General features: G+C 66.3%; 23 protein-coding genes. 7 read left to right on the forward strand and 16 right to left on the reverse strand.

Annotated elements, in window-relative coordinates; genetic code table 11:
• Positions 1 to 113 precede the first annotated feature (113 nt).
• A complete protein-coding gene (locus JOF56_RS03515; RefSeq protein ID WP_209634330.1) occupies positions 114 to 1,949 on the reverse strand; it encodes a GH36-type glycosyl hydrolase domain-containing protein in 1,836 nt (611 codons plus the stop codon).
• A gap of 47 nt (positions 1,950 to 1,996) precedes the next feature.
• On the opposite strand from JOF56_RS03515, the gene JOF56_RS03520 reads away from it, so the two are divergent.
• Positions 1,997 to 3,484 (forward strand): hypothetical protein, encoded by a 1,488-nt coding sequence (locus JOF56_RS03520; RefSeq protein ID WP_209634332.1) that lies wholly within the window; start codon positions 1,997 to 1,999, stop codon positions 3,482 to 3,484.
• Positions 3,485 to 3,533: 49 nt separating this feature from the next.
• Here the strand turns inward: JOF56_RS03520 and JOF56_RS03525 are convergent, their stop codons facing one another.
• On the reverse strand, positions 3,534 to 3,701 hold the full coding sequence (locus JOF56_RS03525) for a hypothetical protein (RefSeq protein ID WP_209634334.1): 168 nt from the start codon (positions 3,699 to 3,701) through the stop codon (positions 3,534 to 3,536).
• A gap of 750 nt (positions 3,702 to 4,451) precedes the next feature.
• Entirely contained in the window at positions 4,452 to 5,330 is an 879-nt protein-coding gene (locus tag JOF56_RS03530) for an NAD-dependent protein deacetylase (protein WP_209634336.1), read from the reverse strand.
• A 45-nt stretch (positions 5,331 to 5,375) separates the two neighbouring features.
• Here JOF56_RS03530 and JOF56_RS03535 point away from each other — a divergent pair, with 45 nt between their 5' ends.
• The gene (locus JOF56_RS03535; RefSeq protein WP_209634338.1) at positions 5,376 to 6,620 is read left to right on the forward strand and encodes an SLC13 family permease; all 1,245 of its coding nucleotides are present in this window, start codon (positions 5,376 to 5,378) and stop codon (positions 6,618 to 6,620) included.
• 4 nt (positions 6,621 to 6,624) lie between these two features.
• Positions 6,625 to 7,041: a universal stress protein gene (locus tag JOF56_RS03540; protein ID WP_209634340.1), complete on the forward strand. Its 417-nt coding sequence runs from the start codon at positions 6,625 to 6,627 to the stop codon at positions 7,039 to 7,041.
• 42 nt (positions 7,042 to 7,083) lie between these two features.
• Here the strand turns inward: JOF56_RS03540 and JOF56_RS03545 are convergent, their stop codons facing one another.
• From JOF56_RS03545 to JOF56_RS03590, 10 genes are all read right to left on the reverse strand, one after another.
• On the reverse strand, positions 7,084 to 9,978 hold the full coding sequence (locus JOF56_RS03545; protein ID WP_307854905.1) for a PQQ-dependent sugar dehydrogenase: 2,895 nt from the start codon (positions 9,976 to 9,978) through the stop codon (positions 7,084 to 7,086).
• Between the two features lie 268 nt (positions 9,979 to 10,246).
• Positions 10,247 to 10,531, reverse strand: coding sequence for a hypothetical protein (locus JOF56_RS03550; protein WP_209634344.1), 285 nt, complete (start codon positions 10,529 to 10,531; stop codon positions 10,247 to 10,249).
• Entirely contained in the window at positions 10,528 to 12,000 is a 1,473-nt protein-coding gene (locus JOF56_RS03555; protein ID WP_209634346.1) for a hypothetical protein, read from the reverse strand. The genes JOF56_RS03550 and JOF56_RS03555 overlap by 4 nt, the downstream gene beginning before the upstream one ends.
• Before the next feature lie 85 nt (positions 12,001 to 12,085).
• Positions 12,086 to 12,256 (reverse strand): hypothetical protein, encoded by a 171-nt coding sequence (locus tag JOF56_RS03560; RefSeq protein WP_209634348.1) that lies wholly within the window; start codon positions 12,254 to 12,256, stop codon positions 12,086 to 12,088.
• A 77-nt stretch (positions 12,257 to 12,333) separates the two neighbouring features.
• Positions 12,334 to 13,014: a response regulator gene (locus JOF56_RS03565; protein WP_209634350.1), complete on the reverse strand. Its 681-nt coding sequence runs from the start codon at positions 13,012 to 13,014 to the stop codon at positions 12,334 to 12,336.
• On the reverse strand, positions 13,007 to 13,393 hold the full coding sequence (locus JOF56_RS03570; protein WP_209634352.1) for a hypothetical protein: 387 nt from the start codon (positions 13,391 to 13,393) through the stop codon (positions 13,007 to 13,009). The genes JOF56_RS03565 and JOF56_RS03570 overlap by 8 nt, the downstream gene beginning before the upstream one ends.
• A 92-nt stretch (positions 13,394 to 13,485) precedes the next feature.
• Positions 13,486 to 13,698, reverse strand: a complete 213-nt coding sequence (locus JOF56_RS03575; protein WP_209634354.1) for a hypothetical protein — start codon at positions 13,696 to 13,698, stop codon at positions 13,486 to 13,488.
• Positions 13,695 to 13,901 (reverse strand): hypothetical protein, encoded by a 207-nt coding sequence (locus JOF56_RS03580; RefSeq protein ID WP_209634355.1) that lies wholly within the window; start codon positions 13,899 to 13,901, stop codon positions 13,695 to 13,697. Before JOF56_RS03580 ends, JOF56_RS03575 begins: the two co-directional genes overlap by 4 nt.
• Before the next feature lie 80 nt (positions 13,902 to 13,981).
• The gene (locus JOF56_RS03585; RefSeq protein WP_209634357.1) at positions 13,982 to 14,986 is read right to left on the reverse strand and encodes a hypothetical protein; all 1,005 of its coding nucleotides are present in this window, start codon (positions 14,984 to 14,986) and stop codon (positions 13,982 to 13,984) included.
• Complete coding sequence (locus JOF56_RS03590) at positions 14,983 to 15,471, reverse strand: SigE family RNA polymerase sigma factor (RefSeq protein WP_245378132.1); 489 nt, start codon at positions 15,469 to 15,471, stop codon at positions 14,983 to 14,985. Before JOF56_RS03590 ends, JOF56_RS03585 begins: the two co-directional genes overlap by 4 nt.
• A 203-nt stretch (positions 15,472 to 15,674) precedes the next feature.
• Between JOF56_RS03590 and JOF56_RS03595 the strand changes: the two genes are divergently transcribed.
• The 4 genes from JOF56_RS03595 to JOF56_RS03610 all read left to right on the forward strand — a co-directional run bounded on the left by JOF56_RS03595 (position 15,675) and on the right by JOF56_RS03610 (position 20,930).
• Positions 15,675 to 16,811: a S1 family peptidase gene (locus JOF56_RS03595; RefSeq protein WP_209634361.1), complete on the forward strand. Its 1,137-nt coding sequence runs from the start codon at positions 15,675 to 15,677 to the stop codon at positions 16,809 to 16,811.
• 68 nt (positions 16,812 to 16,879) lie between these two features.
• Positions 16,880 to 17,704 (forward strand): hypothetical protein, encoded by an 825-nt coding sequence (locus JOF56_RS03600; RefSeq protein WP_209634363.1) that lies wholly within the window; start codon positions 16,880 to 16,882, stop codon positions 17,702 to 17,704.
• Between the two features lie 202 nt (positions 17,705 to 17,906).
• Complete coding sequence (locus JOF56_RS03605) at positions 17,907 to 19,502, forward strand: ABC-F family ATP-binding cassette domain-containing protein (protein ID WP_209634365.1); 1,596 nt, start codon at positions 17,907 to 17,909, stop codon at positions 19,500 to 19,502.
• A 264-nt stretch (positions 19,503 to 19,766) separates the two neighbouring features.
• Positions 19,767 to 20,930 (forward strand): hypothetical protein, encoded by a 1,164-nt coding sequence (locus JOF56_RS03610; RefSeq protein WP_209634366.1) that lies wholly within the window; start codon positions 19,767 to 19,769, stop codon positions 20,928 to 20,930.
• Here JOF56_RS03610 and JOF56_RS03615 read toward each other — a convergent pair whose 3' ends face one another.
• The 3 genes from JOF56_RS03615 to JOF56_RS03625 form a co-directional block, all read right to left on the reverse strand.
• Positions 20,931 to 21,767, reverse strand: coding sequence for a hypothetical protein (locus tag JOF56_RS03615; protein ID WP_209634368.1), 837 nt, complete (start codon positions 21,765 to 21,767; stop codon positions 20,931 to 20,933).
• 181 nt (positions 21,768 to 21,948) lie between these two features.
• Positions 21,949 to 23,238, reverse strand: coding sequence for an amidohydrolase family protein (locus JOF56_RS03620; RefSeq protein ID WP_209634370.1), 1,290 nt, complete (start codon positions 23,236 to 23,238; stop codon positions 21,949 to 21,951).
• Positions 23,235 to 24,410, reverse strand: a complete 1,176-nt coding sequence (locus tag JOF56_RS03625) for a trans-sulfuration enzyme family protein (RefSeq protein ID WP_209634372.1) — start codon at positions 24,408 to 24,410, stop codon at positions 23,235 to 23,237. The genes JOF56_RS03620 and JOF56_RS03625 overlap by 4 nt, the downstream gene beginning before the upstream one ends.
• Position 24,411 lies beyond the last annotated feature (1 nt).

A 24,411-nucleotide genomic window follows, 5' to 3' on the forward strand; every position in this document is an offset into this window, starting at 1 on the left:
CGACCGGCGCCACGGATCGGGCCCGTCGGACCTTCAGTTCGGTAGTCGGTGCTGGGCTTGTTTGGGGTCTGCCGCGGCTCTTCGGGGCTGGTGGCGTATTTGGGTGCGTGCGGTCATGGTTCGAGGCCTTGGAGGCGGAGGTAGGCGAGCAGGGGTTGGGAGTGGCTGTGGAGGTTGGCGATTGGGTGGGCCTGCATGGCTACACCGAGGTCTGGCATGGCCCATGTTTGGCCGGGACGGGGGTCTTCGGGCGGCAGATAGGCGTCTGGGCCGGAGAGGGTGCCTGACCAGATTTCTGGGTAGGCCGCTGTGTGTGCTGCCAGGGTCATGCGTTGCCATTCGTTCCAGGCCAGGTCTGGGTCGTACTTTGCCGCTGCCCAGATGAGGGTCATGTTTATGGAGAACCAGATTGGGCCGTTCGGGGGCCGGACTCTGGCTCCCAGGGGTGAGTCTGTGCGGCAGAGTTCGTCGATTGTGCCGAGTAGGGCGCGGGATTGGGTTGGGGTTGCTGCGCCGCTGAGGATTGCCCACGGTTGGACTTCGAGCCAGAGGGTGTCGTCTCCCACTACGTTGCCTGGGGCGTGGGCGCGGCGGAACCAGCGGCCGTTCCATTCGGCGGCGACGCGGGTGCGGAGGTCGGAGGCGAGGGAACGGGCCTCGGAGGCGGTTGTCTCGTCGCCCAGGCGGGAGGCGAGGGTGGCGTAGACCGGGAGGACCCAGGCTGCCATTGCCGAGTTCAACACCGAGGAACCGCGCGAGATCATCACGTCACGGTCTACTCCGGACTCTGTTATCGCGAGGTCGTTCCAGTCGGCGTTGAGGATTCGGACGTGTCCGCCCTCCCCCAGGCCTATTTCGTCGACGAAGAAGCGGAACTGGCGACGGAGGTTCTCCTGCAATGGAACCGGTTCGGCGTTATGGATCGGGTGATATGGGACTGGCACGGTGAAGGACTCGTAGTCGTTGGTTGCTGAGGCGTACTCGGCGGCCAGCCATAGGGCCCATAGGTTCTGGTCTGAAGGGCGGAACAGGGAAGTCCACGGTTGTTTGCGGCCATCCAGGGCGTAAGGCAGGTCGCCGTCGGGGCTGCCCCATGCGCATGTGTTGCGGAGCACGGACAACGCCAAGTCCGGTTCGATGTAGACGAGTGGGAGCGCATGCTGAAGGGGGTCACGGGCCGCCCCATTGAATCCGTGCCGGAATGAGTAGGCCGAGCCCTGGTTGAGGGTGTGGCCGCCCAAGACTCCGTCGGCGCAGGCTCCTCCGGTGAGCAAAGCCACGTGCCATTGGAGTTCTGCGGGCCAGGCTGGGAGGCGCTCCTGGAGGGAGGCGAGGCTTGCGGCATAGATCGAGGGATCTGCCGGGCCGTCGTCGAGGCCGAAACGGAACCACACGGTGTGTGATCCAGGCGGGAGAGGAACCTCTGTCTTCAGCGGGCCCGAGGTAGCCGACACAAGCGAGCCGCCGAGGTGTTCGAGCATTACCTGCGGAGTCTCCAAGGGCTCTGTGTCCCATGGGGCGGGGAACTCCAGATTGACCAGCCGTGGACTGACCTCCCACTCTTCGCTCAGCGTGACCGGCTCCGCGGTCTGGACGTCCACACGGATCAGAACCCATGGAGACTCGCCTTCTGGGCACAGGACCGTGCGCACGACGCCAGGGCCGGACACTCGGGAGTAAGTGGGGCCGAACAGGGGTGGGCCCGTCAAAGGCTGATCGTTCAGGCGACTGATGCCAGTGTGGGAAGCGAGCCACAGACACGCTGTGTGCTCGTCCCAGATGCTGCTGAGGCCGTCGGTGCCGGCGACCAGGGTGATGCGGCGGTTGCCCAGGTGCACCCAATGTGTGGTCGACGGCGGGTCGAGCATCGGGTCCCAGGCGATCTCCACCGCCCCGCACTGGAACGCGGGCAGGCCGTCAACTGTTGTCCATTCCCCAAACCGGCTCACATCAAGCAAGATACGGGTGATTCTCGGCGTACCAAGGAGACGAGATCATGCGACGCACCGTTTTCGCCCTGGCCGTACTCCTGCTGAACTGCATTACGCCGATTGCCCAGGCCGCACCGGCCGAATGCCCGACTGTGGTCGACGAGAACGCGTTCGCCAGCCAGGCCGAGCTACAGCGGATGAACGCGACCATCGCCGGGTTCGGGCTGCGGACCACTGCGAGTGCCGCGCACCGCGGCCTGATCAACTGGCTGGAGCGCAATGTCGAACGAGTTCCGGGTATCCGAGTCTCGTCGCGGAGTTTCCAGATCCGGCGGTGGCAGCCGTTGGCCGGTGATCTCACCGCCGCGGGTCACCTTTTTGCCGCACATCAACGGATCAAGGTAGCCGGTGCGATCCCTTACACCCTGCCGACCTTGGGCAGTGACGGCCAATTGGTGTATCTGCCCTCGGCTGAACCGATCACCGCCGCCAACTCGGCCGGAAAGGTCGTACTACGCGACTTCCCGGCTGTGGACCGCGGTTACACGGCCGAGCCGCTGCTCAACAAGGATCTCATCGACGCGGGCAAAGCAGGCGCCGCGGGAATCATCATCGCGTTCGATTTCCCGCGTGAACAGGTAAAGGGCTACTACGACCCGCACACCGGAACGCATTACGGCGTTCCCGGAGTCTTCGTCGGTGTCGACGAAGCCGTACGGCTCAAGCAACTTGTGGGATCGAAGGCGAGTATTTCGGTTCTGGCGCACACAGACCAGGCGAGCACACGATCACTGATCGCCACTCTTGCGGGTCAGAGCGAAGAACGGATCGTGTTCGACACGAACACCGACGGCAACACCTGGGTTCAGGAGAACGGCAACGCGGGAATGCTCGCGCTGGCCCGCTATTTCGCCAAGCTGCCCTTGAGCTGCCGGCCGCGGACCGTCGAATTCGTCTTCGCCACCGGGCATCTGCACCGGCCCGCCGAAGGGACCGAGTTCCACGCCCGCGAGCTGGACGACCAGTACGACTCGGGCACGGTCGCGTACGCGTTCGCCCTCGAACACCTGGGTACCCGTGAATATCTCCCTGTGCCAAGGGAAAACGGTCCGGGACGAGTGCTGCAGGCCTCCGGTTCGGCCGAATTCACCGGCTGGTTCGCGGGCACCACGAAGCTCGCGGAGGCCGCGACCGCGGCTGTCACCCGGCATGGCTTGGACCGGGTTGCTGTGCTGCCGGGAATCGACCCGCCCGATCCGGCCCGGGTGCCACCGCAGTGTTCGTTCGGTGGGCTGGGTACCCATTTCCAGAGCCATCTGATTCCCAGCATGGCCGTGATCTCCGGGCCTTGGTCGTTGTGGGCGCCGTCGTTCGGCCGGGACGCCATCGACTTTGCCCGGATGCGTAAGCAGGTTCTGGCCGCGGGGGACACAGTCCTGGCTCTTGCAAACGTTCCTCGCGAACAGATCGCGGGCCCGTACATCGCCTACCGTCAGGCACGGGCCGCGGGCACGCCGACCTGCTCACACGACCTCCCACCCGAGAGCAGCTGACGGATTGCCGCCGCGTCAACCAGTTGACGCGGCGGCAATCAAGACCCGATCAAGGGAGCCGGCCTACCTTGTCGACGACCGCGGTGCGCTGGACCGCGGCGTTGAAGGACAACTTGTGCTGGTCGACCGGGCCGGCGATGGGCTCACCAAGGAAGCGGTGGGTTGTCCTGTCGAAGAGCAATTCGACAAGGCCGACGCGGGGGTCGTGGATACCCACCACGACACCGCTTCTTCCCAAGCGCGTCGGTCGCGGAGTCGATTGTGACCAGACCGTTCAGTGATGCCGCCGCACGGTACAGCGCGGCCTGCTGGGCAGCGGGTGCCTTTTCGACGATGTTCCGGATGAGTCCCCAGACCGCGACCTCGCGGCTGACCTTGTTCCCCCCTGGCGTCGGTCGGCAAGCCGAGTTCGATGCGTACCTGAGGATCCTCGTTGAGGATCGCGAGCAGGGCAGCCGGATCGGTGGGCAGAGTCGCGAGCTTCAGGTAGGGAGCGTTGGTGAGGCTGTCGCCGTCGAGGCAGGGCGGGATTGAGTCCACAGTGGATTTCCCTGGATCTTTGCCCTGGACCGGACTGTGCCGGTGTGCTGATCCGGACCTCGCCCGCCCGGGTCCCGTCCGCCGACTCCCAGGTCTGCACCAGGGTCTGCTCGCCATTGCCACCAGGAACGTCTCCGCAGCGAGATCGTCGGCGAGCATCGTGCCGATCCGCCGGGACAAATACCTGTGCACCGCAGCGGCATGGCGGTCGTAGATCTCCCCGAACCGCCGAGGGTCGGCCAGTGACTCCCGAATGGTCTCCGCATCGGCTTCCTGCTGCGAAACCCGGGCCAATTCGGCCGTCACCACCGTTACCCATCGTCTGTGTACCGATAGTCATGGTCGCTCCTCGAACTCGTTGCTCTCACCCAGTCATTGCCATGACCACGGCAACGAGTTCGCTCACCACGCGCACTTTCTTGCCCCGCTAAAGCCCCACCGCGGCGACGAGTTGCGTGAGCGCGGGGCCCAATGGCAGGTCGACCCGGACGGCCGCGTACTGGTCGCCTCGGGTCTGGCCCTGGTTGACGATGTAGACCGGTTTCCCGGTTTTCCCGACGTGCCGCACGAATCTCAGGCCTGACATGACTGTCAGCGACGATCCGAGCACCAGCAGGGCGTTCGCCTCGTCGATCAGCCGGTAGCACTCGTCGACGCGGGGCCTGGGCACGTTCTCGCCGAAGAAGACCACGTCCGGCTTGAGCACTCCCCGGTCGCAGTCCAGGCAGTCCACGAGGTTGAACCCGGCTACGAGCGAGTCGGCGAGTTCCACGTCACCGTCCGGGTTGATCCTGGTCGCCGTGCCCTCGAACGCCGGGTTCGCCGCCGTGAGCCTGCGGTCCAGCTCGATTCTGGGGGTGGTCCGCTTGCAGGCCAGGCAGATCACGCGATCCAGGCTGCCGTGCAGCTCCACCACTTGCGGTGTGCCCGCTGCCTGATGCAGCCCGTCGACGTTCTGCGTGATCACTCCGGACAGGAATCCGTTGGCACGCAACGCCGCCACGGCGTGGTGGCCGGCATTCGGGTCCGCACGGGCGATCGTGCGCCAGCCGAGATGGCTGCGCGCCCAGTAGCGGCGCCGTCCGTCCACACTGGAGACGAACTCGTCGTACGTCATCGGGGTGTGTCTGCGCAGACTGCCGGTGGCGCCCCGATAGTCGGGTATGCCCGATTCAGTGGACAGTCCTGCTCCGCTCAGCACGACCACGTTCCGGCCTGCGACTGCTTCGATCACTTCGTCCAGGCTGGTCGCGGGCTCGGTGACCGGGCCACTGGCCGTCCAGCTCAATGTCGGCCTGATCCGCACACCGATGAGTCTACGTGGCCCGTGACCTGGTTCGATGAGCTCAAGATGACTATCACCGAGGTACTGCCCGTTGTCCTGCTGCTGGCCGTGCTGGCCTGCGCGGTGATCCGGCCGTGGGGCTGGCCGGAGGCGGTTGTCGCGGTCCCGGCCGCCGCCCTGGTGATCGGGATCGGCGCGATCTCGCTGGATCACGCCCGGGCCGAAGCCGAGCAGCTCGGTCCGGTGATCGGGTTTCTCGCGGCCGTGCTGGTGCTGGCTCATCTGTGCGACATCGACGGGCTTTTCCAGGCGTGCGGTGCCTGGCTGGCGCGCGCTGCCGCGCCGCAACGGCTGCTGGCCGGGGTGTTCGGGATCGCGTCGGTGATCACGGCTGTGCTGAGCCTGGACGCGACGATCGTCCTGCTCACGCCCGTCGTGTTCACCACCGCGGCGCGGATGGGAGCACGCCCCAAACCGCACGTGTACGCGTGCACTCACCTGTCGAACACGGCGTCGCTGCTGCTGCCGGTGTCCAATCTGACCAACCTGCTCGCGTTCGCGGCGAGCGGGCTGAGTTTTGTCCGGTTCGCGGCGTTGATGGCGCTGCCGTGGCTGGCCGCGATCGCCGCCGAGTACGCCGTGTTCAGGTGGTTTTTCAGGCGTGACCTGGCTGCCGGTGCCGAGTTGCGCACCCCGGCCGAGCCGCCCAAGGTGCCGGTCTTCACCGTGGTCACGCTGGCCGCGACACTCGTCGGGTTTGTCATGACCTCGGCGGTCGGGGTGGATCCCGCGTGGGCCGCCTTGGCGGGCGCGTTGGTGCTTGGCGTCCGCGCGTTGGTGCAGCGGCGGACGACGGTTCTCGATCTGGTCCGTGCGACCGCGATCCCGTTCCTCGTTTTTGTGCTGGCCCTGGGGATTGTGGTGCGTGCGGTGGTCGACAACGGACTCGGCGACGCCCTCGGCACGCTGATTCCCAGCGGAACCGGCCTGCTGGCGCTGCTCGGGATCGCCGCAGTGGCGGCTGTGCTCGCGAACCTGATCAACAACCTGCCTGCGGTACTCGTACTGCTCCCTCTCGTCGCCGCTGGCGGCCCTGGAGCCGTGCTCGCCGTGTTGCTCGGGGTGAACATCGGCCCCAACCTGACGTACGCGGGTTCCCTGGCCACGCTGCTGTGGCGACGCATCCTGCGGCAACATGACACTGATGTGGACCTCGGCGAGTTCACCAGACTCGGGCTGCTCGCCGTGCCGGTCAGCCTGGTGGTCGCCGTGCTGGCACTGTGGGGGTCGCTGCACGTGATCGGAGGTTGACGACATGGCCGTCGTCGTATGGATCGTCGAAGGCACGTGGCCCGCCTGTGTGGACGCTGCCCGCACACACGCGTCGGGCGATATAGCTCTGCTGCACGTCACGGACGTCTCCGGCGCCGCACATGGTGCGTTCGCGGGCCTGCTGGGTCGTGCCGACCCGCACCGTGACCCCGGCATTCGGCTGGAGTCGATGGCCGCCGCTGGTCCCCTGCTCGACGCCGCCGCCCAGCGCCTGGACCGGCCCTGTACGCGTCTGGAGCGAGCCGGACGGATCGAACGCGAGGTCATCGACGCCGCCCAAGGCGCGGACCTGCTGATCGTCTCCCGGGACAACGACCACCCAGGCCCGAAGAGTCTCGGACCGGCCACCCGCTTTGTCGTCGACCACGCGCCCTGCCCGGTCCTGCTGGTCCGGCCATGAAAAATGCCCCCGGCGAAGGAACCGGGGGCATTCCTCGATTACTCAGTATCGCCGGTCGATGAGCTCATTGGTGGCGGGGTTGTAGGTGATGTACCCGTTCTGGAAGTCCGAGCGGCGCATGCCGTTCCACTCGTACTCGTCGCTCTTCGGGTAGCCCAGGTAGCTCGTCTCCCACCCGAGGTTGGCCCAGCGCTGCCTGATCAGGCCGTAGACGGCGAACGCACCGAGGCTCGGGTGCCAGTAGATCGAGCCACCACTCTTCTGGAAGTGGTTGAAGCGGCCGATCCGGTCCGGCGTCTCGGTCTCGTTGGTGATCGGGTAGCCCAGTACCGAGGTCTCCCAGCCCATCGCGGCCCACTTGTCCCTGATCATGCCGCGGATCTCCCACGCGCCCAGGTCCGGGTGCCAGTAGATCGAGCCGAACTGGAAGTGGTTGAAGCGGCCGATCCGGTCCGGCGTCTCGGTCTCGTCCGTGGTCGGGTAGCCGACCGCCGAACGCTCCCAGCCGAGCGACGCCCAGCGGTCGTAGATCATGCCGTGCACCTCGTTGGCGCCGGTCGCGTTGCTCCAGTAGATGTAGCCACGCTCGAAGGCGTTGAACCGGCCGACGTTCCCCGTTGTCGGCAGCTCGTCGGTGGTGGGGAAGCCGTTGAACATCTCCGCACCCCTGGCGTCCCACTTCTCGTAGATCGCGCCGAAGACCGGGTGTGCGCCGGTCGTGCTGGTCCAGTAGATCGACCGGCCGCCCTCGAACAGGTTGTAGCGGCCCCGGGTGTCCTGCGGGATGAGCTCGTCCGTGGTCGGCAGGCCGAAGGCCTGGTGACCACCCACGGCCAGGTACTTGGCGAGGATCTCGCCCATCACCAGGTGCACGCCGGTGGCGTGCGACCAGTACAGCCGGCCGCCCTGATACACCCGCCACCGGACATCGCCGTCGCCCTGCTCGGCCTCGACCGGGGCGCCAAGGATCTGGCGTGCCGCGGCGTCGGTGTTGTAGCGGCGTTCGATCGGTGAGAGGTAAGAGGCCCGGAACGTCAGGTCCGCGTCCGGCATCCTCTGGGTGCGCTGCCGTGGCGCGTTGTCCGACCAGCCGCCGAAGGTCGACGCGTTGTCCGCCGCGGTCTCCGGGGCGGTGATCGTCACGTTCATCCCGACGGTGAACAAGGCAGTGGCGCCGCGTTCGTCACCGAGCTCGAACTCGGCCGGGGCGTTGCTCTCGATGGTGATCCGGCGCTGCTTGGGCAGGGCGGTCACCGTCTGGCTCGACTGCGCGCCCTTGCTGTCGGTGGCGGTCACCGTGATCTGCAGCTGGGTGTCGCCTGAGTGGCCTTCGAACGGCAGCCGGAAGTTCGGCCCGGTCTGGCGCGCCCCAGGGTGGTTGTGGCAGTTGCCGACGCCCCGGCAGTGCAGGGTGTTGACGTTCCACGAGACCTCGACGTTGCCGTCTTCCACGTCGGTCGCCGTCGCGGTCGCGGAGATCACGTCACCGACCGCGTACCGCTGCTGCGGATCGGAGCGCTGCAACTGCACCACCGGCGCGTTGTTGCCCGGATAGACCGTGATCGTTTTCGTGCCCGAGGCGTTCTGCGGGTCGGTGGCGATCAGCTTGGCGGTGAAGCTGGTGCCGGCCGGGTACACGTGCTCCACGACCTTGCCGGTGCCGGACGTGCCGTCGCCGAACTCCCAGTTGTAGACCAGTTCGTCGCCGTTGGGGTCCCAGGTCTTCTCGGCGTTGAACGTGACCTTGCGGGTGGCCGGGTCGTTGGTGGCCGAGACCTCCGCGACCGGCGGGTTGTTCCCGGGCGCGTACACCAGGCGGCGGACGGTGGACGTCTCGATGTCGGCCCACACGATGTCGCCGCCGACCGGGGTGGCACCGAATTTCACGATCGCACCGGCGTCGGTCCCGAACTGCTCGGGCACCGCACCCTCCGCGTCGACCGCCATGGTCCAGAGGTTGCTGGAGGTGTAGTCGGCGAAGAAGTAGCGGCCCTGGTACTCAGCCGGGTAGTTCTTGCCCTGGTAGATCACGCCGCCGATGACGCTGCTGCCCTCGGATCGCGGGTACGTCCACATCGGCGGAACACCCGACACACCCGCGCACTGGGCCTGTTCCTTGTAGATCCGCGTGGGCTGCTCGCCTTCCCAGCAGGGCCAGCCGTACGAGTTGCCGGGCGCGACCCGGTTGATCTCCTCGAACGTGTCCCATCCGACGTCACCGAGGATCGGCTGGTTGGTGGCCGGGTCGAGGCTGAAGCGGAACGGGCTGCGGAACCCGCTCGCGTACACCTTGCTGCGCACCGAGTTGGGATTCGCAGCCTGGTAGTACGGATTGGACGACACGCCGGTGCCGTCCGGCTTGATGTGCAGCACCTTGCCGTGCGGGTCGTTGAGGTCGAGTGCCCGGAAGGCCAGAAGGTCCCACGACTCACTGGCGTAGTCCGCCGAATCGCCGACGCTGACCCACAGCGTGCCGTCCTCGTCGGCGATCACCGTGCTGATGCCGTGTGCGTTGGAGTCGGCCGACGTCTGCAGCACGGTCCGCTCGTCCACCAGACCGGTCGGCTTGCCGGAACTGTCCACAGTGACCGACCATCGGCTCAGCCTCAGCACGCCGAAATCGCCGGCACCCGAGCCCGACGCGGGCACGGTCCGTGTCGTGTAGACCGTCCGGCTGTTGGCGTAGTCGGGCGCGACCGTGATGCCCTGCAGGCCCATGTCCTGGTCGGTGACCGACGGCAGGTTCGCGATCTGCCGTGGCGCGCCGGTCTTGGGCACCCAGTTGACCTTGCCGTACTTGCCGGCCACGAGCATGCTCTCGTCCGGCAGGAACGTGAAGTCGGTGAGCAGGTCGCCCTGGAACCCTGGTGTGAAACCGGTCTGCGTGTCCCGCAGCACGAAGCCTGGTTTCAGGCTCGGCGCCGCGTTCGCCGTCACCGCTGGAAGGGCGACGACGGCGCCTGCCACCAGGGCCGTCGTCGTCGCAGCTTGAATCAAGTGGCGTAGTCGCATAATCCCCTTGCCCCGTGACCGCCCGGACCCCCCAAGGGCCGGCTCAACTCTCTGTTGATCGTCTCAGGACCATGGGACGTTTCAGCCGAATGGGCGAAGATTGCAACTTTATGTAAGCAAATGACCGCGTCGGGGTATGTCGCCTAGACCACTCCCGGTGGTGAATTCTACTCGGAGTAGGTCAACGGTGATCTCAGCGGGCGTTGAACGGCCAGTCGAGATCCGGATCGAGCCGGTAGGTCATCCCGCCGACGAGGTTCCCGCCCGCTTTGACGTCGATCCGGATGTCGATGTCCCCGGCCCGCGCGGACTCGTTCACCGCGGCGAGGTCGAACTCCTGGCCTTCACGCAGCCGGATCCGGATCTCCTGACGCCGAGTCCCCGGCCGCAGGTCCATCCCATCCGGACGGACGCCTGCCAGCTCGAGTCTCCAGCCGGCGCTGGCCAGGAACTTCGGCAGGTGCACGGTGAAGGTCATCTTCGCCCGTTTCGGGTTCGGGTTGCGGACCAGAAACCGACCCCCTCGAACGCCCTGAGCAACGCTTTGGCACCACCGCCACCGGGGACCGGGTTGACGTTGCGCTGACCGATGTTGTTGTCGTTGGGAACCAGCCGCCACTCCGGGATGACCTCACCGGCGGTGAAACTCTCCACATTGGACCCGTCACCGGTGGCGCCGGCGATCATGAGCAGGCAGTCGTGGCCGTGGGCGTTGATGTTCGGCGTCCACTCGAACGGCCCGACGACCGTCTCCTGTGCGCTGTTTGCGGCCAGGCTTCCCGCGCTCAGCTTCGGCGTGTCGAACGGTTCGAAGTCGGTCGGCCACAACAGCCCTGCACCGGGTTTCGTGTGGTAGCCGTGGACAACGACGTTGTTCGCCGTCTGCGTGCCGCGGTTGCGCACCTTCACATATACGAAGTTGGTCTGGCCGAGCGCGGGTTCCTCATGCGTGGTGCCGCCGTCGGCGGCCCGGCGGTTCCAGATTGTCGTGGTGTGCCAGTGAACCGGCTGATACTGGTACTCCCCCGCACGGCCGTCGTCGATGTAGACGTCCTGGTCCGGCGGGAGTCCGGGCGTGACGACCTTCTTGTCCGTCGGGCCGCCGTTGACCACCAACGGGTTCTGGTACTCGCCCTGCTTCTCGAACGACCAGCGGATCACCTTCGAGTACGCGCCGCCGAAGACACCGGCCGAGGTCCAGTTGAGCTGGTCGACCGCCATCAGCGCGTCGGCGAACTCGCGGGCGTAGCGCCGGGTCAGTGTCGGATGCCAGGGGGCGTATGCGAACCGCAGATCTCCCGGTTTGCCCAGCAGGGTTCCGTCGACTCCCCAGAGCCTGGAGTCGGGGTCGGAGTAGATAGCGGCCAGACTGTCGCCCGCGCTGTGGGCGAACCCGAAGTTCGGGTGGTCGACGTACTCGTAGAGGATCCCGTGGCCGCACAGTTCGTGCCAGTGCACGCGAGGATCACACGCCCGGCCCAGCGGGTGGACCGTGTCGGTCTGGTCCATGACGCCGTAACCGACGTGGCCGATCCCGCCCGCGCCATCGCCGGAACAGTGCGCGTTGATCTCGTCGCCCAACAGGCACCGGTGGTCGATACCGACCGGGAAAACGGTGTTGCGGAAGTATCCGGCCGGGCCGGTCACCGTGAAGCCGAGATCCGCGATGGTCCGGAAGATCCGGTCGACGTGGAAATAGGCGCTGACCGCGGCGAAATCGTTCGTCCGGGAGTCGAAGTGGAAGTTCGTGCCCGCCGGGTTCACCGGCGCCGCGATGATCTCGCCCTCGACCTCCCGCAGTTCACCGAAGCTGCCGCGCAGGACCTGCGTGCCGTTCGACGGCGGGTCGAGGTTCATCAGCGTGACAGTGTCCCGGTGCGGGTTGAGAGTCGTGTTGTCCGATGTGGAATTGAGCGCGGTGTCAGCGGTTTTCGTCGGCGGGTCCACAGTGAACACATGGCCGCGAGGTCACTCACCATCGCACGCAGGTAGAGCACGGACCGGGTCTCCGGTTCGAACAACGCCTTCCAGGTCAGGACTTCCCGGCTGCCGGCCGGCATCGCGAAGGTGATCTCCGCGACGAGGTCAGCGGACTGTCTTGATCGGACTCCGCGTACTCGTCCTGATACCGGATACCCCGGACCCGGCCGTCGTCCTCCTGCACGACCTGCGCGTTCAACGCAGGATCAAACGACTCCTGCACGACTGTCTCCTCGAGCTAGGCCTTCGCAGGGCTGAATACTGCTATGTCGCCCCAGAACCCGAAGGCATCACCAACTCTCACCCATTCGGCCTAGCGGATACACCCGAACCGATCTGCGCGGCGAGGACTGCCAGGCGGATCCGGTTCGGGCAGCCGGTCTTGGCCAGCAGGCTGGCAATGTGGCTTTTCACCGTCGTCACGCCGACATGCAGGCGCGCGGCGATCTCGGCGTTGGACAGGCCGACAGCAACAAGGTCGAGGACTTCCTGTTCACGGGTGGTGACGTCGAGTGGCGGCGGCGCTGCGTTCGTCCTGTCCGTTCTGGACTGAACGGCGTGGCTGACGAGCCTGCGCAGCACAGCCGGGCTGAACGGGCTGTCACCGGCGACGGCCCGGCGGATGCCGTCCAGCAGGTCTTCGGGGGCGGCGTCCTTTACGAGGAATCCGCACGCACCCGCGGCAAGAGCCGGATACAGGTGATCGTCGTCGTCGAACGTCGTGAGGGCGACGATCCGGGTGGCCGGGCGTTCGGCCAGGATCCTTGCTGTCGCGGCGATCCCGTCGATGCCCGGCATCCTCAGATCCATCAGCACGACGTCCGGGTGTACCCGGGCGGCGAGCCGGACGGCGTCCTGGCCGTTGGCGGCCGCACCGACGACTTCCCCTACATGACCGGAACCGCGGTGACTGTCGACGGCGGCGACTCGGCAGGCCGTAAACGTGTGCCCCGCCCGGGTTCCCCATGTGAGGCTATACATAGCAGTTCCTGCGGCGCAGCATGGCCAGGAACATCGCCGGGAACATGAGGATGTGGCCTGCCGTCATCACCACGTGACCGGAGATCAGGCCGGTCCAGAACGGCACGAACAGCAGCAGGAACGGGATGTACATGGCCAAGGCCATATCGGCGATCTCGGGCCAGCCGTGTTTGCGTAACCGCATCCACAGCGACATACCGATGGTCATGTTCGTCGCCATCACCAGAGCGGCGACATCGGGCCGCTCGTATGCCGTCGCCCACCCTGCCTGGGTGAAGATGAACTCACTCACCGGAGCCAGCAGGAACATTCCCGCGAGCATCGCGACGACCATTTCGGCGTAGTGCCATGAGAATCGGATCACTGTCGTTTTGTTCATGTACCAAGAATGTGGCCGCCGCCGTACAAGCGGCACCGTCGCGTTGTCATGGATCAACCATGCGGATCGCATGGTTGATCCATGAAGTCAGGCTAGCCCTGTTGGGCGCAGAACCAGCGGGCCGCGCGTTGATCACTGCCGACGCGGTAGTTGCCGATCAGCACCTCGTCGTCGGTGACGTCGCCGAACGGATACGTCGCGGGTTGTTTGTCGGCCTGGATGGCTGTCCACTCGCCGTTGCGCCACAGCCCAGGCACCCACGAGCCCGTGCCGAACCCACCGAACAGGGTGCCGTGGCTGTTCACCCCGAGAGGTTGTTGCCCTGGCCGAGAATCATCGAGTTGTCCTCGGTCGCGGCAACAGCTTCGGCACTACTCATACCGCTTGGCAACGGCAGGTCCTGTGCGACGTACCGGCATTGCGCGGCAACGGCGGCCGGAGCACCGACCGCCGTGCCGAGCGCCAGTCCGACCGCGAGCAAGGTCGCGACTATGTTGCGGCGCTTCATATTTCCCCAGGAAGAGTGCCCGTTTGATCAAAGCCTAGCGGCGTGTCAACGGGTCACCCGAGCCAGTTGGCCCCAGATGCCTAGCCGAGCCAGGGCAACCGCAGATCGCTGATCGTCAGCTCGTCCACGATCCGGATCAGGTCGGCCTTCGTCCCCTGGGTGTTGAGGTACAGCCAGTACTTGTCGGTGAGCTGGACGCCGATGTCCCCCCAGTCGCCACCGTGGCTCTGGTAGTAGCCCTGCTTGCCGCGAACGGTCACCTGCTCGAGCTGACCAGAGGTGTCCCGTTCCTGCGGCTCGATCTCCACCTTGAGCCCGGTGCAACCAGGGCCCCACGAATCCAGGGTCAGATACGCCCCGTCGGATCCGCCCATGGCACTGTAGAGGGTCGGCCGACAACTGCCCGGCATCCAGCCGAACTGGACGTCCGGGGTGAAGTCGGTGGTGTCCGGCTGCACCGAACGAGCCATCCGCAGCGCTGCGGCGTAGGCGTCCGGCAGGCGCGAGACGCCTGCCCGGACCACCTTGTCCGGCTCCGCGAGCCACTCGACGAAACCGTCGTCGGCATTCAGTTTGACCAGGTTGCCCTGCTTGCCGTTGACGTCCACCTGCTCGACCACCGGGTAGGTCCGCCCAGGCGGCGGGGTACCGGGGTTGCTCAGTGCGGTGCCGTTGGCCACCCGCAATGCGGCGATGGCGGTCGGGTTCTGCGAACTGGACCACTGCCTGGTCATCCCCTCGGGCCCGTACTCGAGCGACCGCAGGTTCTCGACCATGCCATCAGGCAACCAGGTCGCCCGATAACGCATGACCGGGTTCGTACCGGGGACAGTGGACGCGGGGGCAGTGACGACCGTCGAAGCTGGTGGCTGTACCGGCTGCGGGGCGCCCGTCACCAAGAGCGGCACGGAGACCGCGGCGGCGACCAGACTCATCACACTTGCTGAGAGCAAAGCGAATACTCCTCTCGATGGCCGGCGGCGTGCAGCCGTCGCGGCCATTACGGCGTTCACTAGGCGGTGATGGTCCGGGGTCAGCTCCGCACGCTGCTGGAACACGTCTTTGATCGACTCTTCGAGGGTCATCGGACTCCCTTCACGGTCGTGGTCCGCAGCGTGGCAAGAGCACGGGAGGCGTAGGCACGGACAGTGCTGGAGCGGCACCCCATCACGTCCGCGATCTCGTTGTCCGGCAGGTCGCAGAAGTAGCGCAGGACCAGCACTGCCTGCTGGGCCCGCGGCAACTCGCCGATCCGGGCCGACAGTTCGGCCCGGTCGTCGTACTGACTGGTGGGATCGGCCAGTACCGGCTCCAGACCGGGCATCTCGCCCGGCGCGAACGACATGTCGCCCGACGACTTGCGCCGCCGCCACGACAGAAACTGGTTGGTGATCATCCGCCGCACGTAGGTCTCCGGCAGATCCAGCGAGCTGATCCGGCTCCACTTGCGGTGCGCGCGGATCAGCACCTCCTGCACCACGTCCTCAGCCATGTGCGGGTCACCGGTCAGCACCGTCGCGTAGCGCAACAACGCTGGTGACCGGGATTCGACGAACTTGTCGAACGTCAACCCAGCTCCTCCCTCCGTGACCATCCACTGGTTACACGCCGCCGGAGGGCCGATGTGCTGTGCCGGATCGCTTCCTACTTTCGCAGGTATTCCGGTGTTGATCAGCCGGGTTACCGTCGCTGCCGTCCGGGATTCAGCGACGAGGGCAATTCCCGGTGTTTTTCAACAGCATTCTGCTCCCCTGCGAATGAAGGCTGGAACAAATGAACACGCGTATTCTCGGCGCCTTGCTGACCGCGGGCGCCGCGGTCAGTACTGTCTTTCTGGCGCCGGCCGCCGGCGCTGTGACCCAGTACGACCCGGCGATGATCGACGCGCTCGCCGTGGAGTTGGGCACCACCCCGAGCCAGGCCGCCGCCCGGCTGAACCAGCAGGAACGGCTGAGCGGGAAACTCGCCGCCCTGCAGGCTTCCGGTGTCGCCACCGACGGTGCCTACTTCAACCGCGACGGCGCTTTGGTCGTGACCACGTCCTCGCCGGACCGCGTCGCGTCAGTGGGTCTCACGCCGCGGTCCGCGGTTCGCGGCGAACGGGCCCTCAACCGGCTGTCCGCCCAGGTGGAACGGACAATCGGGGCTGATCTGACCCAGGTCCAGTCGTGGGGGCCGGATCTGGAACGCGATCAGGTCGTGGTGACCGTCGAGCCCGGCGCGAGCGACGCACTGGTGCACAGGCTGTCCGCAGTGGACGGTGTGGTCGTCTCGCGCGGCGCGGCCAGGATCACCCCACAGGCCGACGTGGTCCCGGGCCGGATCATGGACCTGGTGCCCGGCACCAACTGCTCGCTCGGTTTCACCGGTACGCGCAACGGCGCCAAGGTTCTGCTGACGGCCGGGCACTGTGTCGTGGGCAACCCTGACATCCTGGACGCCAACGGCACCCACATCGGCAAGGGCGCGGGCACCCGGTTCCCGTCGGTGGACATGGGCATCATGACCATCGACCCCGAGGACACCCCAAGGGCCTATGTGGACACCCGGATGGGCACCACGGTCGCGATCCGTGGCCTGTCCAAGGCGCCGGTCGGCACCTCGATCTGCAAGGCGGGCAACACAACCGGCTGGACCTGCGGCAAGATCACGCACTACAACCAGTCGGTGCGGTACTCCGGTGAGTCCGTGACCACGACCGGCCTGGCCCGCGCCACGGTGTGCACCGAAGGCGGCGACAGCGGCGGCGCCTACATCTCCGGCAACACCGCGCAGGGCATGACCTCCGGTGGTCCGGTCGGCGTCGATTGCGGTTACAACCAGGGCGCCAACGCGACCGGGTCCTACTCCTTCTACCAGCCCGTCGTGGACGCGGCGAACTACTACGGGGTCACTCTCACCACCTCGTGAGCCATCTCTTTTGCGCGGCCCGGCGGGAAAGTCCTCCCGCCGGGCCGTTCTCTTGGTACAACGGGCCGATGCGACTGCTCACCGCGCAGGATTTTGACGTCTACCCGGACTACCGGATGTTCGGCATCGGGGAGGCCGCGGCCGGGTTCGGGGAAAGCCCGCCGGTGCCGGGCGCGGGCTGGCTGGGCGTGGGGCAGGCGTCGGTGATGATCGGGGTGATGAACGACCTGCCGGGGACCCGGCCGCTGCGGTTGGAGCACTGGGACGGCGAGCCGCCGGTACCGGACGGCCACGACGTGGTGCACACCGTCTTCCTGCAGTTGCCGACCGGAAAGATCACTATCGACCAGATCACCGCAGGCGGGCAGGAGACGAATCTGGACCTGCGGCCCGGTCTCTACGCGGCAAGGATCTTCGGCTGGCGACAGGAACCGGCCGATGAGCGCTATCTGGTCCAGTTCTGGCTGTTGTGGCCGACCGCGGGGCTGGTTCGGTCGGCGGGCTGCCAGATCAACGATGGTTACGACCGGTTCGGGATTGTCGACGCTGCCGCAGGCATCCACGAGGTACCACCAGTGGGGGCGGACTGGCTTGCTGCCGACAGTGCCCTGGTCCAGATCAGGCACGGTAGCGGGCGCCCGGTTCTGCGGCTGGAGCTGTGGGACGGCCCGCCGCCGGGGCTCGGACCGGCCCAGTTGCGTAAGCCGATCCGGTTACAGCTGCCGTCCGGCCGGATGCAAGTCCTGCAACTGCGGGCCGGCGTGGCCGGAGTCAAGGAGATCCGGGGCGGGATGCTCCCTCTGACCGAGATCCCGCCCGGCGACTACCGGGTCGATCTGAGCACCCATGAGCCAGGCAACTACTTGTTCCGATGCTGGCTGACCTCGCCCTAAGTCGTTCGGTAGTCATTGTTGCTACAGTCGGTACCGAGGTTGGAAGGAGCGCTTGCGTGATCGTGGCCGAGGACGACGTCTCCGGGTAGATCGGAGCCCGGACCAGCGGTGAGCACCGTCTCAAGGTGACACCGCGGCTGGTCATGTCCTCACTCAGCCATCTTCGGGCGGCTGTGCGCGCCCGTACCTCATGAGAGCTCCGATGTCCAAGATCATTTGCTCGAACCTGTCCTTTGCCTGGTCCGACGGCACACCTGTCTTCGAGGACCTCACCTGCACCATCGGGACCGGCCGCACCGGCCTGGTCGCGCCCAACGGCGCCGGCAAAAGCACGCTGCTCAAGCTGATCGCCGGTGAACACCAGCCGCTGAGCGGAAGCGTGTCCGTCGACGGTGTGCTCGGTTACCTGCCGCAGACACTGCCGTTGACCGGGGATCTGACCGTCGCCGAAGTGCTGGAGATCGCACCGATTGTTCGTGCGCTGGCCGCGATCGAGGGCGGCGACGCCAGCGAGGAACACTTCACCGTGGTCGGTTCCGACTGGGACATCGAGGAACGGGCCCGCGCCGAACTCGACCGGCTCGGCCTGGGCGACGTCACCCTGGAAGGGCCGTTGAGCACACTCAGCGGCGGCCAGATCGTCTCCCTCGGACTGGCCGCCCAACTGTTGAAACAGCCCGATGTGCTGCTGCTCGACGAGCCGACCAACAATCTCGACCGCGACGCCCGGCATCGGCTGTATGACGTGCTCGGCGGATGGAAAGGTTGTCTGCTGCTGGTCAGCCACGACCGGGCGTTGCTCGACCGGATGGATCGGATCGCGGAGCTCGACCAGGGACAGCTGACCTTCTTCGGCGGGACCTTCACCGAGTACGAGACCACGAAGCGGGCAGCGCGGGATGTCGCGGAGAAGAACCTCCGCAACGCCGAACAGGAACTCAAGCGCGAGAAGCGGGAACTGCAGCAAGCCCGCGAACGTGCCGCCCGTCGCGCAAGCACCGGCGCACGAACCAACAGCGACATCCCCAGGATCGCGCTGGGCAGAGTGAAGCGGAAGGCCCAGGAGTCCGCGGGCAAGGCGAATGACCTGCATTCCCAACGGCTCGGCTCTGTCGAGGCCAAAGTGGACGAAGCAGGGCGAGCCGTACGCGACGAGCAGACAATGACATTGTCCTTGCCGGACACCACAGTCCCGGCCGGCCGCACCATGTTCCACGGTGAACGGATGCAGGTCCGCGGACTGTTCCAAGACGAAGGCCTGACCCTCGCGATCCGCGGCCCCGAACGAATCGCCCTCACCGGGGCCAACGGCACCGGCAAGTCGACGCTCCTACGGATCATCAGCGGCGATCAGAAGCCGGACAGCGGCTTGATGAACCGGGCCGACGGACGTGTCGCACTGCTGTCCCAGCGCCTTGACCTGCTCGATGCCGACCGCACCACCACAGAGAACCTGCGTTCGGCCGCCCCGCACATGCCCGAACCGGACATGATGAACCTGTTGGCACGCTTCCTTTTCCGCGGATCACGGGCACACCAGCCGGTCAGCACTTTGTCCGGCGGCGAACTGCTGCGGGCAACACTGGTGTGCATGCTGTGCGCCGAGCCTGCCCCGCAACTGCTTCTGCTCGACGAACCCACCAACAACCTGGATCTCACCAGCGTCGAGCAGCTCACCAGTGCACTCAACGCCTACCGGGGCGCGTTCGTCGTGGTCAGTCACGACGACCGGTTCCTGGACGAGATCGGCGTGCGCCGCCGGCTGAACCTGGCCGACGGCAAACTGACCGAGAGCTGAGCATTCCACTAACGGGTGATTGTGGACAGGCGTCCGTAACAGCGAAAAGATCCCCTCCGAAGGTTGTTCCGCCGACACCGAGCGGAACGGGGTTGATCGCTGTGCCGTACACCGATTTCCGTTTCATCGCCTACGAAGTGGAGACCGCGACAGAGCCGATAGCCGGGGGCGATGTGATCTCCGGCTATCCGGCGGGCGGGCTCGCACCGCCGGCCGCGGATATCGAGATGCCCAAGGCACCTGACGGCAGGACCGGTCTTCACCGTGTCGTCGCACATCGAGAACGAGCACAAGGACTACCTGTACGCGTCGGCCGCGATCTCGTTGCTGGACATCGCTCATGCCGATGTCCACTGCAAGGCCAACGACGACGGGCTGACCTTGCTGACGAACCTGAAAGCCGGGCAGAGCGGCGAAGGTGCCTGGACGGACCAGCATCTGGAGATCTTCGCCAGCCGCGAGAAGTCGTTGTTCCGGCTGGCTTTCAGCTGCGACTTCGGGATGCGTAACGTGACACTGGGCGGATTCACACTGTTCGACCAGGTGACTGTGCCATGCATCGACATCCCGGACTTCGCGGTCAAGGCGGATCTCAAGATCGAGGTGGACGCCTCGGCCGGAACCTTCCACCTCGGTGGCACACTGCGTTTCACCTTCATGCAAGAGTCGCTCGACACCGGCTTCTCGATCAACGTGCGACTGCTTGACGCGCCGGGAAAGCTGGCCGGGATCGGCACGCTGCTGCTCGACTGGATCTCCGGCAATCTGGCGAGCGTACTCGCGGGAGCGCTCAACACCGCGGCCAAGTTCGCCGAGTGGGTCCGCGTGAACGTTGTGCCGTACGCACTTTCCGCGTTCGGCATCGCGCTGGTACTGGGCGGCCCGTTCGGTCTTGGGGCCGCCGCAGCGCTGCGGATCCTCGTCGGGTCGGGGCTGGGCGGCGATGCGGTGTCCGCCGCGATGCGCGACGCGTTCAGCTGGACAGACCCGATTCTGCGGGCGGCCGATCAGGCATTCGACGAGTTCACCTCACGCGTCGGCAGTCTGATCGGCTCGCACGATGTGGATATGGTCGTGTTCAACCTGACTCCGCACATCCTGGAGGTCACCGGTGCGCACGGCGGCGAGATCACCCCGCACACCGGTCTGCAGATCAAGCCGGGCGGCGCCGGGATCGTCGCGAGGTACCGCGCCTCCAGCGGCACCTGGGAATGGGTCTACCTACGCGACAACGACACCGGCCGGCAGTATCAGCTCTACATCCAGCTGTCGCGGTTCATCTCCAACCGGCACACCGGTTTCGACTACTACAACCCCAATCCGCAGGAGGAGAACTCCGGATCGGTCGAGCTGCCTGCCGACGTCGCCTCGAAGCAATGGAACGGCGGACAGGCAGCGGCCTTCACCCTGCACCGGGTGCCCAGCTGATCACTTCTTCAGCCAGGCTTTGAGTTCGTCGTTGAAGTCCTGCTGAGAGACGATGTTGAGGAACCTCGTGCCGACGTTCGCCCGGCCGCTCACGAGGTCGTCGATGTGACCGTTACCGACCTTCCAAACCCCGCGTGTCCTCGCCCCGCTCGCCTGGTTGGCTCCGAAGCCCATGAACCTGGAACGCTGCAGGCGCATGTAGCTCTCCAACTGGCGGGCGTCGCGTTCGTGTTCGCCTTTCAGGTTCGCCCCGGCGAGTTTCGCCAGGTTCGGCAACAGGTCACGGATTGCCGAACGGTCGTTGGCGAATTTCCGGGTGGCCTGAAGTTGCAGTCCTGGCGACGATGTGCCTTGGACCGCGTCAAGGTACACCTGGCATACCCGAACGACGTTGTCGCAGACCGTCCGCACGGCCTGGGTCACCTCCGGGGTCGATTCCCGCCAGCTGCGATCGATTCGGTCACGCAATGGCACGATCAGCTTGACCTTCTCCGCGAACACGCCGACCGCCGAAACCGCCGAAACCGACGGCGTCGTCGACACGGTGACCGCCTCATCCCCGAGTTTCTCGAACTGGACGAGCAGCAGGCCCACGCCGTGCATGGCGCGATACTCCATCAGGTCGGCTGACGAGTCACCCTCGGGAGCAGTCTGACCCTCCTCATGCGGATCGAGGAACGCCGCCTCGGTCCAGTAGTTCTTGCTGTTGGTCTTCGCCTCGCAGAACTGTCTCTCCAAGTCCCTGCGCGGCTTGCTCTCGGCATGGTCCTCACCCACGAGATTGAACCTGTCGGCGGCCAAGGTGCGTTTCTCTGTCCGGTCCGTGCTCTCCAGCATCCCGTACTCCACTCCCCTACCTCAACGAAACCGGAATTCTATCCGGGTTTCCTTGCCATACCGGGGCAATCGCATAGGCCGATCGGGTACGAGCAGTTCCGCGAACACCGAACTTTGTCTTCTGTAACACAATTTCCGACAATAAGTCCACAATAGACAGCGGGCGAGATCGCTGTATCTCCTACTCGCCCGGCGTTGGGCGCCATGTGCCGTCGAGCGCGATACCGGCATCTGCGGCAATCCGGTCACGCGACTCCAGTAGCCGGGCCTTGAGTGTGGGCACGTCCATGCCGACGATGACGCCGTCGCGTTTGACTACGCGCCCGGCCACCAGCACGGTCTCGATCAGGCCGGGGTGACCGGCAGCGACGATCGTGCCCGCCGGGTTGTTGAAGGGAAACACGCTCAGGTCGTCGGCGCGCACCAGGATTACGTCGGCGTCCTTGCCTGGCGTGAGGCTGCCGGTGCACGAGCCGAGTCCGCACGCGTTGGCGCCGTCGACGGTCGCGAACTCCAGGACATCGCGCGCACTGAGCCCGCCGTCCAGCCCACGCTGGACCGCGAACGCGGTGCGCATGGTGGAGAACATGTCGCCGCCCACCGCCGGGCAGTCGTCGATGGACAGCGTCGGGCGGAGGCCGGCGGCCAGCACCCGCCCGGTCACCGGCCAGCCGATGCCCATCTTCAGCTCGACGTCCGGGCTGACCGAGACCGAGCTGCCCGCGTCGGCGAGCATGCGCAGCTGGTCGTCGCTGATTCCGTTGGCGTGCACGAACGTCGTGGTGTCCCGCAGAAGACCGTGTTCGAGCAATTCGGCGATCGGGCGGCCGTCGGTCTCGATGTGCACGGTGGTGCGTAGCCCGAGCTCGGCCGCCAGCTGCATGTCCTCGGCGACGGTCTCCATCGCGGTCATTTCCGGACCGCGCAATGCCAGAGCCATGGTGACCAGCCCGTCGCCCGTCAGACCGGACCGCACGCGCCGGACCTCGGCGTCGATCGGGTCGGACGTCCGGAATCCCGCGCCGAAACCGAAGACCGAGCGCCCCGGCACGTCCCGCAACGCCGCAACGGCGGCGTCGGTGTGCTCGGGGGTCAGCGCGCAATGGAACCAGTCCAGCATCGTGGTGATGCCGGAGTTCAACGCGTCCAACCGGCCGAGCAGGTTGCCCAGGTATACGTCCTCGGGCCGGTTGTGCGGCTTGACGGTGTCGTGCATTGCCACCAGGTACTGCATGAACGTCCAGTCCGCGCCGACGCCGCGGAACGCGGTCTGCCAGGTGTGCCGGTGGGTATCGACGAAGCCGGGCATGACGACCCGGCCGGTCGCGTCGATGATCTCGGCGTCCGGCGCGTCGATCCGTTCGGCGACCTCGGTGATCACTCCGTCGGTGATCAGCACGTCGCCTTGGGCGAGATCGCCGGTCGCCGGGTCCATGGTGATCACGGTGCCGCCGGTGATCAGGGTCCTCATCGCGTGAGCTCCAGTTCCGCCGCCGCCAGCACGTCGCCGACCAGATCCAGCGTGTCTTCGGTGCCTGCTGCCAGCCGGACCAGGCCGAGCGGCACCCCGGACTCGGCGATCTGCTGGTCGCTGAGCATTCCGCGCCACATCGACGCGGGGTGCACAGCCAGCGACTCGACCCCGCCCAGACTCGCCGAGCGCCGCGAATACCTCAGGTGTCCGAGGAACGCGTCGGCCGCCTCGAAACCGCCGTTCAGCTCCAGCGCGAGCACACCGCCGAAGCCGCTCATCTGCTTGCACGCCAACTCATGCTGCGGGTGGGAGGTCAGGCCGGGATAGTGCACCTTCGCGATCGCCGGGTGGTCCTCCAACGCCTGCGCGAGCGCCAACCCGTTGGCGTTGTGCCGTTCCACCCGCAACGGCAGGGTTCGCATGCCGCGCAACAACAACCACGCGTCGAACGGCCCCAGCGTCGCACCCGTGAGTACGCCGGTGTCCCAGATCCGGTCGAGGATCTCGGCCGGTCCGGCCAGCACTCCGGCGGACACGTCCGTATGGCCGTTGAGGTACTTGGTCGCACTGTGCCAGACCACGTCGATGCCGAGATCCGCCGGCCGTGAGTTCACCGGGGTGGCGAAGGTGTTGTCCGCCAACGTGATCACGTTATTCGCCTTCGCCAGGGCCGCGACCGCACTCAGATCGGTGACCTGCAGCAGCGGGTTGCTCGGCGACTCCATCAGGATCAGCCGGGTCTTCGGCGTCAGCGCCTTCTCGAACGCGCCCGGGTCGGTCTGGTCCACTACCGTGGTGGAGATTCCCAGCCGTGGCAACAGGTTCAGCAACACTGACGCCGTTCCGCCGTAAGTCGCCTGCTGCCCGATGACGTGGTCACCGGCGGACACCAGGCCCAGCACAGACGTGGTGAGCGCCGCCATCCCGGACGCAGTGACCATCGCGGTCTCGGTGCCCTCGAGTTCCGCGACCACCGCGGCGACCTGCGCATGGTTCGGGTTGCCGTAGCGGGTGTAGAAGTCCTTGCCGCGCGACTCGGCCGCCACCTGCGCGAACTGGTCCGCGTCCTCAGCCCAGAACGTCGCCGTCTGGTAGATGGGTGGCGCCACAGCGCGGCTGGGGTGAACGTTGCGATCAGCGTGAACGGCAACTGTGCTGATGCCGGCCATG

The sequence above is a fragment of the Kibdelosporangium banguiense genome (genome assembly GCF_017876405.1).
GTDB lineage: Bacteria > Actinomycetota > Actinomycetes > Mycobacteriales > Pseudonocardiaceae > Kibdelosporangium > Kibdelosporangium banguiense.

What these genes read in the sequence shown, in the direction of transcription:
- JOF56_RS03535 (WP_209634338.1), top strand. Translation starts at nt 5,376, where the DNA reads ATGACTATCACCGAGGTACTGCCCGTTGTCCTGCTGCTGGCCGTGCTG.
- JOF56_RS03595 (WP_209634361.1), top strand. Translation starts at nt 15,675, where the DNA reads ATGAACACGCGTATTCTCGGCGCCTTGCTGACCGCGGGCGCCGCGGTC.
- JOF56_RS03570 (WP_209634352.1), bottom strand. Translation starts at nt 13,393, where the DNA reads ATGAACAAAACGACAGTGATCCGATTCTCATGGCACTACGCCGAAATG.
- JOF56_RS03600 (WP_209634363.1), top strand. Translation starts at nt 16,880, where the DNA reads ATGCGACTGCTCACCGCGCAGGATTTTGACGTCTACCCGGACTACCGG.
- JOF56_RS03540 (WP_209634340.1), top strand. Translation starts at nt 6,625, where the DNA reads ATGGCCGTCGTCGTATGGATCGTCGAAGGCACGTGGCCCGCCTGTGTG.
- JOF56_RS03550 (WP_209634344.1), bottom strand. Translation starts at nt 10,531, where the DNA reads ATGACCTTCACCGTGCACCTGCCGAAGTTCCTGGCCAGCGCCGGCTGG.
- JOF56_RS03625 (WP_209634372.1), bottom strand. Translation starts at nt 24,410, where the DNA reads ATGGCCGGCATCAGCACAGTTGCCGTTCACGCTGATCGCAACGTTCAC.
- JOF56_RS03615 (WP_209634368.1), bottom strand. Translation starts at nt 21,767, where the DNA reads ATGCTGGAGAGCACGGACCGGACAGAGAAACGCACCTTGGCCGCCGAC.
- JOF56_RS03605 (WP_209634365.1), top strand. Translation starts at nt 17,907, where the DNA reads ATGTCCAAGATCATTTGCTCGAACCTGTCCTTTGCCTGGTCCGACGGC.
- JOF56_RS03520 (WP_209634332.1), top strand. Translation starts at nt 1,997, where the DNA reads ATGCGACGCACCGTTTTCGCCCTGGCCGTACTCCTGCTGAACTGCATT.
- JOF56_RS03580 (WP_209634355.1), bottom strand. Translation starts at nt 13,901, where the DNA reads ATGAAGCGCCGCAACATAGTCGCGACCTTGCTCGCGGTCGGACTGGCG.
- JOF56_RS03620 (WP_209634370.1), bottom strand. Translation starts at nt 23,238, where the DNA reads ATGAGGACCCTGATCACCGGCGGCACCGTGATCACCATGGACCCGGCG.
- JOF56_RS03565 (WP_209634350.1), bottom strand. Translation starts at nt 13,014, where the DNA reads ATGTATAGCCTCACATGGGGAACCCGGGCGGGGCACACGTTTACGGCC.
- JOF56_RS03585 (WP_209634357.1), bottom strand. Translation starts at nt 14,986, where the DNA reads ATGACCCTCGAAGAGTCGATCAAAGACGTGTTCCAGCAGCGTGCGGAG.